Genomic DNA, 6,816 nt, shown 5'->3' with positions numbered 1-6,816 from the left:
CTCGTCTTCAGTATGCAGGGCGGAAAGATTAGAGGGCATCATAGTCCACCCCTCCTTAAGTTTCTCTAAAAGCCTCATATGGAATGGAAATCTCGACCAATAGGCCCCCGGATCGCCAATTCATTTCAATTGCGCCATGAAGACTTCTCGTTATCTTCGATGCGATCATCTGGCTCCCAAAACCCCCACCCGGTTGTCCTGCAACCTTGGGCCCGCAGGTTTCTGTCCATCGGAAAACCACGCGCTCCTCGACGCGGTACTCAATCCGCATCCAAGTCCGCGCGACATTGCCACTTCCTTGCGAAAATGCATCGTATTTAGCCCCATTCGTCGCAAGCTCATAAACGGCCACTGCCAGCGCGACAACCGCGCGCATTCAATTGAATCTGTGGCCCAGCCAAGTGAACACGCTCCGGGCCATAAATATCCGTTACTCCGGACGGATCAGCGCGTAAATATTCGCCGCGTACCAATTTTCCTGGGTCAAAAGCTTCTGCGTATTCGAACGCGCTTTTATCCACATCGCCACTATATCCAGCACACCGACAGCGGGCCCTGCATCGCGTCTTGCACGGCGAACAAGGGCCAATACGTTGGAGAGTATGTTCTGATTGCGATGCTGAAGCTCTAGCATCACGCGGCATCGCTCTGCCTGCATCTCGGTCTGCTCGGTGATATCGTGAAAAATCGCGCCGATGGCCAAAATCCCATTGCCGATCCGGACCGGGTGGCAATCGGTCATGAACACGCGACGCTCGCCAGCGGGCGAGACGGTCGCGCCTTCAACCCGGTGCGACAAGACGGGCTGCCCAGTTGCAATGGCAATCTCGAAAATACCACCGATTTCATCCCACAGTTCCGGCGTGATTTTTCGCATCTTCCGGCCAATATGCGCTTGAGCGCCGAGGCCGGTATCCTCAGCCGTCTGGGAATTTGTCTGTATAGGCCAACCGCCCGCTCGGAGGCGAAAACCAGTTTTCCGCTTCTGTCCGTCACAACAAAAGAGGGCGCAGCTTTGAACATATCCTTTTTTGCGCAGGGGTCTCTGGAGGTCTGGTGATGCAAGTTTTCCGTCCGATGCGGGAAATTGGCGTATCTTCTAGTGAGCCCGCGTTTGACAGCCGTCGCGTCTCGCACACTATTGCGGTGATGTCGTAGCCATCCTCGGAGGGTGTGAAGTCGGTGGCGAGACAGCTGTGCCGAACATCCTCCATGGTCGATCTGGGATAGACACCTTTGCACGCGTTCTGGTCGATGTCTTCCGTAAAGGTCGGAACCCCAATGCCAACCACAACCTGGCAACTGTGCAAGCCGAGATCACCATTGACGTTGCCCCGCATTGTCGACCTCTTTCGCTACGGATCGACATTCCACATCAAAAGCGGAAGACCAAAGGCGATATCCCTTAAGGAGAGTATAAAAAAACATTTCTGGGTAGAAATAATCCGGAAATCGTCAAATCAAGCTTTTAAGGTGGATGCGCCTTACGAAGGCGCGTTTGCTATTCAGTCCCTTCGACCAAGATAATGACACTGTCAGCATTACGGCGACGAATGTCCGCGACAACTTGGTATTCAGGGTCATGGTAAGCTTTACGGGCCAATTCATAGCTATCGAACTCAATCAGAATATGGCGGGACAGAGCCTCACCTTCGACAACTTCGGATTGCCCGCCACGGATCACAAAGCGCCCGCCCAATGCCGCCAAAATTGGTGTGTCTTTTTCGACGTACTCTTTGTAGCTTTCTGCGTCTCTGACCGTAATATGCCCCATGATATAGCCTTTTGCCATTTCGCGATCTCCATTCTTTGATTGCTAGTTATCCGTATTAAACCAGTCCACGTTAGGTGAACTTGCCATGTTCAAGGCCGCGCCACCACCAGGTTGACGCCTTCAATGCCGGCCCGCTTCAATTGACCAAAGACATCTGCCAAGACTGCCCCCGACAGGTTCTGATCGGCGCGAATTGTAACGCTTTGACCGCCGATGCCTTCCGGCAATGCGCCGGGCGTTCCGTCTTTCCAAAGCGTGCCGTCAGCGTCGATGTAAAGGATCAATTCCCCGGCGTCACTTTCGTCACCAAGGCCCGTCGGTGGCGCAATCCGCACGGGGTCGGACGGCGCGATCACCGCTGTCATCAGAAAAAAGATCAAAAGGAGAAACGCCACATTGATCATCGGCACAATGTTTTCTGGACGCGTGCGGCGGGGTTCGCAGAGCCGGATCATTCGACAAGAGTGAGGCGGCTTAACCCCGTCTCGCGCAACAGTCCCATCACATCCACAAGGCGCTGGACATCCGCGCCGTCGCGCGCCCGCAGAATGACAAGGTCATTTGATGTTTCGACCAACAGAAGGACGGCGGCGACTAGGTCAGCATCCTCTGTAGCCACGCCATTAAGACGAACCCCACCAGGCGTCACATCAATCAGCCGCGGAGGGCCGGAATAATCCGAAGCCCCCCCGCCAAGCGCTACGGGAAGCACCGCCGTTTGATCGAAGCGCGCGGCCAGCATGAAGAAAACCAACAGAAGAAAAACCACGTCGATCATCGGTGTCAGGCTCATCACGCGCCGACGCCTTGGAGGCTGAAGCGCTAGGCTCATTCCGCCGCCCGGGTCTGCGAGACAGGGCGTGCAAGAAACACACGCGCCAGGAGGTCTTCCAGGTCGCTTGCCACGCGGTCAATGACTGCCTCGAACCAAGCAAGCGCCAAGGCCGCCGGAATTGCCACGGCCATCCCCGCAGCCGTTGTCAAAAGCGCCTCCCAGATACCACCCGCAAGCACCGACGCATCCGCCTGAGAACCGCTTGTTTGAAGCGCCTGAAACGCAACGATCATGCCCAGAACTGTGCCCAGCAGCCCCAGGAGCGGTGCCACCGTCGAGATCACTTCCAGCACGCGCAAACCGCGACGCGCGTCCGCAAGCGAGCGACGGGCCACGCGCTCGGTTTCTTCGCGGGCCTGTTCGGCTGTGAGCCGCGCATCAGTGACAGCATGCATCGCAGCACGCACGACCATTGCGCGTACTCCACCGCCGTCAGCGCTGTCGACCTGTCCGTGCAAGCGAAATGCCTCGACAGAAGCTTCGGCACGCGCCCCCCCCCATGCCCCCAAAGCGGCCAGTCGCCAGACCTTCCAAAGGATCACCGCAAGCCCCACGACACTTAAGGCCGCGATGATCCAAATCACCACGCCACCCCGGTCCAATAGCCCCATAATCGGCGACATCACTTGCGCCCTTCTTCAAAATCGACCGCGCCACCCTGCCCGTCGCCCCGCCCAAGCGCAAGTCTCACGACCTGCTTGTCGATCTCGTCATCACCTGCTCTAGATACTCGGATATGGCACACAATGATCTGATCATTCGAAACGCGCGCGTCTTGTCGTCAAACGACGACCAGATCGCCGATATTGCAATTCGTGACAGCAAGATTTCCGCGGTTGGCACCGTAGAAACCGACGCCACATATGAAATCGATGGGACCGGATGTATCCTGACACCCGGCGGCGTGGATGTGCATGCCCATATCGAGCAAACGTCCGGCATGGGATTGATGAACGCCGACACCTTTGAAACGGCGACCCGCTCTGCTGCAATTGGGGGCACCACGACAGTTGTAAGCTTTGCGCCCCAAAGTGCTGCGCCTCGCCTGTCTGCCGCTATTGAAGACTACGCCGTTCGCGCCCGTCGTGGCGCGGTCATTGACCATGCGTTCCATATCATCGTGAACGACATGGCAGCAGATCACGTGACAGAGGATTTGCAGACCTTGATCGCGGCAGGGCATCGCTCAATCAAGATTTTCACAACCTACAACATTCAACTGTCCGACCGCGACATCTGCGACGTGCTCGCCATTGCAAAGGACGCAGGCGCGCTTGTTTGCGTCCATGCGGAAAACGATGGTTTGATTGGCTGGACGAAGGATAAATTGCTGGCCGCTGGCAAGACGGCACCTAAGCATCACGCGCTGTCGCATCCACGCCTGGCCGAGATTGAAGCAGTCGAGCGCCTGATCCGGTTTGCGGAGTTTTTCGCAACGCCCGTGATGCTCTTTCACATTTCAACAACCGAAGCGGTTGAGGCCATAAGAAAAGCGCGTGCCCGAGGCGTCCCTATCTGGGCAGAGACCTGTCCCCACTACCTTCTGATGACGGCTGACGTCCTGAACCGACCCGGCATCGAGGGCGCAAAATGGATGTGCTCTCCGCCACAACGCACCAGCACAGATCAAGACGCATTATGGGACGGGCTGGCCGACGGCACACTGGACCTGGTGTCCTCAGATCATGCGCCCTACCGATTTGATGAAACAGGTAAGTTGTCAAACGGCACAGATGTGGATTTTTCAAAAATTGCCAACGGGTTACCGGGGGTGGAAGTTCGCATGCCTCTGATGTTTGACGCCATGCTAAAGGGGCGCGTCAGCCCAACAGACCTTGTCAGAATGTGCTGCACAAAACCGGCGGAAATCCATGGCTTGCCCTTCAAGGGTGATATTAAAGTGGGCTTTGATGCCGATTTGGTTCTTTGGGACCCGGCAGGGCAAGTCACATACAAGGACAACGATCTAAGTGACAACGTTGGCTACAACCCCTGGACGGGTCGAACTATTGCTGGATCGCCGAAGATGGTCTTGCTTCGAGGACAGACGATTGTTGAGGATGGCAAGCTCGCCGGACAGACCGGGCAAGGCAAATGGATTGCACGGCCCTCAATCGGTGTGACAACTGAAGCACTCCCGGCGCTTGAGTACACCGAGGCCATCACATGACGCCGCCCAGCGCCCCAAGCCTTGCAATCACATTCCTCTATTATCGTGACCTTGCCGCCGCGGAAGCGTTCTACCGTGACACATTGGGTCTTTCCTTGGCCATTGATCAGGGCTGGGCAAAAATCTTCCGGCTGGCGGGTGGTGCGCATGTGGGCCTAGTTGACGAAACACACGGCATGAACAGCTGGCAGGTGAACAAATGCGTGCAGCTTTGCCTGCGCGTGGAAGATGTAGACGCTTGGTTTCACTGGGCCGACACACAAAAGCTGGCGAACCTGAGCCAAATGTTTCAGAACGATGAAATTGGAATACGCGCATTCATTTTCAACGATCCGGAAGGCTACCAGATCGAGGTTCAAAGCCCCACACGCGAGGGCGCATGACGCTCTACGTTATCAACCCAAGCTCCTCACAAGGCGCGACAGACGGATTGAAAGACGCGATCGATACGCTGGTATCTTTCGGACATCCGATCCATTGTCTGACGCTTGCCGAAGGGCCGGCTGGAATTGAAATGCAGGCCCATTTCGACGGCGTGATCGAACCAACGCTTCGCCTTGCAAGGTCTCTGACAGACGCGACAGGTTTCGTGACCGCATGCTTCAGCGATCCGGGCGTGACGCGTCTTCGGCAAGAAACCTCTCGCCCTGTTCTGGGCATCCGGGAGGCCGCGTTCTCAGACGCATTAACCCTAGGAGAACGGTTCGGCATCATTGCCATCCGTCCAGCCTCAATTCCGCGCCACCTTGCGGCGGTTTCCTCGATGGGACTCAACGACCGTTGTGCCGGAGGTCGCGCGCTGAACCTGGGTGTAAAGGACCTCGCCGACGAAAAGCGTGCCCTTGATCGCCTCATCTCAACCGCGTGCCAACTGCGTGACGAGGACGGGGCGGATGTTTTGATTCTTGGGTGCGCGGGCATCGCCCAGTATCGCGCCCGCGTCGAAGCCGCTACTGGCATACCGACGATCGACCCGACACAGTCGGCCGTCGCTTTGACACTCGGCCGTATTTCACTTCGACAATCTCACAAACCAGAGGTCTGACATGCTAGACGAAACCGCCAAAGGCGTCTTCACCATCGCCGCGACGCCGTTCCTACCGGACGGCGCTCTTGACATCCAAAGCCTTGATCGCATGACAGACTTCTACATGGAGAAGGGCGCGACTGGGCTGACGATCTTGGGCATTATGGGGGAAGCTGGCAAGCTGTCCGCCGACGAAAGCGCCACCGTGATCGAGCGTATTTGCGCGCGAGCAACCGTGCCAGTGATCGTGGGCGTCTCGGCACCGGGATTTGCTCAAATAGAGGCGACCACCCGCATTGCCATGGATAAAGGCGCAGCCGGCGTGATGATCGCGCCGCCGTCGACACTAAGAACTGACGCGCAGATCGTCGGGTACTATCGAACACTAGGCGAAAAGCTGGGCGAAACGCCTTGGGTCATCCAGGACTTCCCATTGGTCACCAACGTGCAAATCGACCCCAGCGCCATCTTGAAGATCGTCGAAGACAACCCCGCTTGCGTGATGTTGAAACACGAGGACTGGCCAGGTCTTGAGAAAATCGCAGCCCTGCGTGCTGCGTCCGACGCAGGGGCTCGAAGGATTTCCATCCTCTGCGGAAATGGCGGGCAATTTCTTCTGGAAGAAATGATCCGCGGCGCGGACGGCGCCATGACCGGGTTTGCCTATCCCGAAATGATGCGTGATGTGACCAAGCTGATGTCGGGCGGAGAGGAGACCAAAGCCCGTGACATCTTCGATGCCTATCTGCCGCTGGTGCGCTACGAAAGCCAGCCCGGCATGGGTCTTGCGATCCGCAAGTATATTCTCGCAAAACGCGGCGCCATTGCCAATGCGGCGGTTCGCGCGCCCGGGCCCAAACTGACCGAGGCCGCTATTTCAGAAATCGAGACGTTGATCGAGCGTCAAGAACGCCGCCTTTCAAGCCTCTGATCCTTCATCCTTTCGTAAAATACCTCTGGGATGAGCAAATCGAGGGGGCAGCGCCCCCTTGAAAAACCTTACCCGCAAT

10 protein-coding genes are annotated in these 6,816 nt (G+C 57.0%); 5 read left to right on the top strand and 5 right to left on the bottom strand.

The window, feature by feature from the left end; genetic code table 11:
* Window positions 1-430 precede the first annotated feature (430 nt).
* On the bottom strand, window positions 431-877 hold the full coding sequence (locus AC221Y_RS17915; RefSeq protein WP_299752104.1) for an HWE histidine kinase domain-containing protein: 447 nt from the start codon (window positions 875-877) through the stop codon (window positions 431-433).
* Window positions 878-1,196: 319 nt separating this feature from the next.
* Here AC221Y_RS17915 and AC221Y_RS17910 point away from each other — a divergent pair, with 319 nt between their 5' ends.
* On the top strand, window positions 1,197-1,409 hold the full coding sequence (locus AC221Y_RS17910; protein ID WP_299752101.1) for a hypothetical protein: 213 nt from the start codon (window positions 1,197-1,199) through the stop codon (window positions 1,407-1,409).
* 92 nt (window positions 1,410-1,501) lie between these two features.
* On the opposite strand, the gene AC221Y_RS17905 is transcribed toward AC221Y_RS17910, so the two are convergent.
* The 4 genes from AC221Y_RS17905 to AC221Y_RS17890 form a co-directional block, all read right to left on the bottom strand.
* The gene (locus tag AC221Y_RS17905) at window positions 1,502-1,792 is read right to left on the bottom strand and encodes a DUF1330 domain-containing protein (RefSeq protein ID WP_299752098.1); all 291 of its coding nucleotides are present in this window, start codon (window positions 1,790-1,792) and stop codon (window positions 1,502-1,504) included.
* A gap of 71 nt (window positions 1,793-1,863) precedes the next feature.
* Window positions 1,864-2,184, bottom strand: coding sequence for an ExbD/TolR family protein (locus AC221Y_RS17900; protein ID WP_366141688.1), 321 nt, complete (start codon window positions 2,182-2,184; stop codon window positions 1,864-1,866).
* 41 nt (window positions 2,185-2,225) lie between these two features.
* Window positions 2,226-2,567 (bottom strand): ExbD/TolR family protein, encoded by a 342-nt coding sequence (locus AC221Y_RS17895; RefSeq protein WP_299752095.1) that lies wholly within the window; start codon window positions 2,565-2,567, stop codon window positions 2,226-2,228.
* Window positions 2,568-2,602: 35 nt separating this feature from the next.
* On the bottom strand, window positions 2,603-3,232 hold the full coding sequence (locus tag AC221Y_RS17890; RefSeq protein ID WP_299752092.1) for a MotA/TolQ/ExbB proton channel family protein: 630 nt from the start codon (window positions 3,230-3,232) through the stop codon (window positions 2,603-2,605).
* A 113-nt stretch (window positions 3,233-3,345) separates the two neighbouring features.
* Here AC221Y_RS17890 and hydA point away from each other — a divergent pair, with 113 nt between their 5' ends.
* From hydA to AC221Y_RS17870, 4 genes are read left to right on the top strand one after another with little or no spacing between them, the layout of a single operon-like run.
* Window positions 3,346-4,779: a dihydropyrimidinase gene (hydA, locus tag AC221Y_RS17885; RefSeq protein ID WP_299752089.1), complete on the top strand. Its 1,434-nt coding sequence runs from the start codon at window positions 3,346-3,348 to the stop codon at window positions 4,777-4,779.
* Entirely contained in the window at window positions 4,776-5,162 is a 387-nt protein-coding gene (locus tag AC221Y_RS17880) for a VOC family protein (RefSeq protein WP_299752086.1), read from the top strand. The genes hydA and AC221Y_RS17880 overlap by 4 nt, the downstream gene beginning before the upstream one ends.
* On the top strand, window positions 5,159-5,824 hold the full coding sequence (locus AC221Y_RS17875) for an aspartate/glutamate racemase family protein (protein WP_486707915.1): 666 nt from the start codon (window positions 5,159-5,161) through the stop codon (window positions 5,822-5,824). The genes AC221Y_RS17880 and AC221Y_RS17875 overlap by 4 nt, the downstream gene beginning before the upstream one ends.
* Before the next feature lies 1 nt (window position 5,825).
* Complete coding sequence (locus tag AC221Y_RS17870) at window positions 5,826-6,737, top strand: dihydrodipicolinate synthase family protein (RefSeq protein ID WP_299752080.1); 912 nt, start codon at window positions 5,826-5,828, stop codon at window positions 6,735-6,737.
* The last annotated feature ends 79 nt before the right edge of the window (window positions 6,738-6,816 follow it).

Source organism: Boseongicola sp. (genome assembly GCF_057460485.1).
The sequence above is the reverse complement of the archived record's forward strand: the minus strand, read 5'-3'. Positions and strand labels throughout refer to the sequence as shown.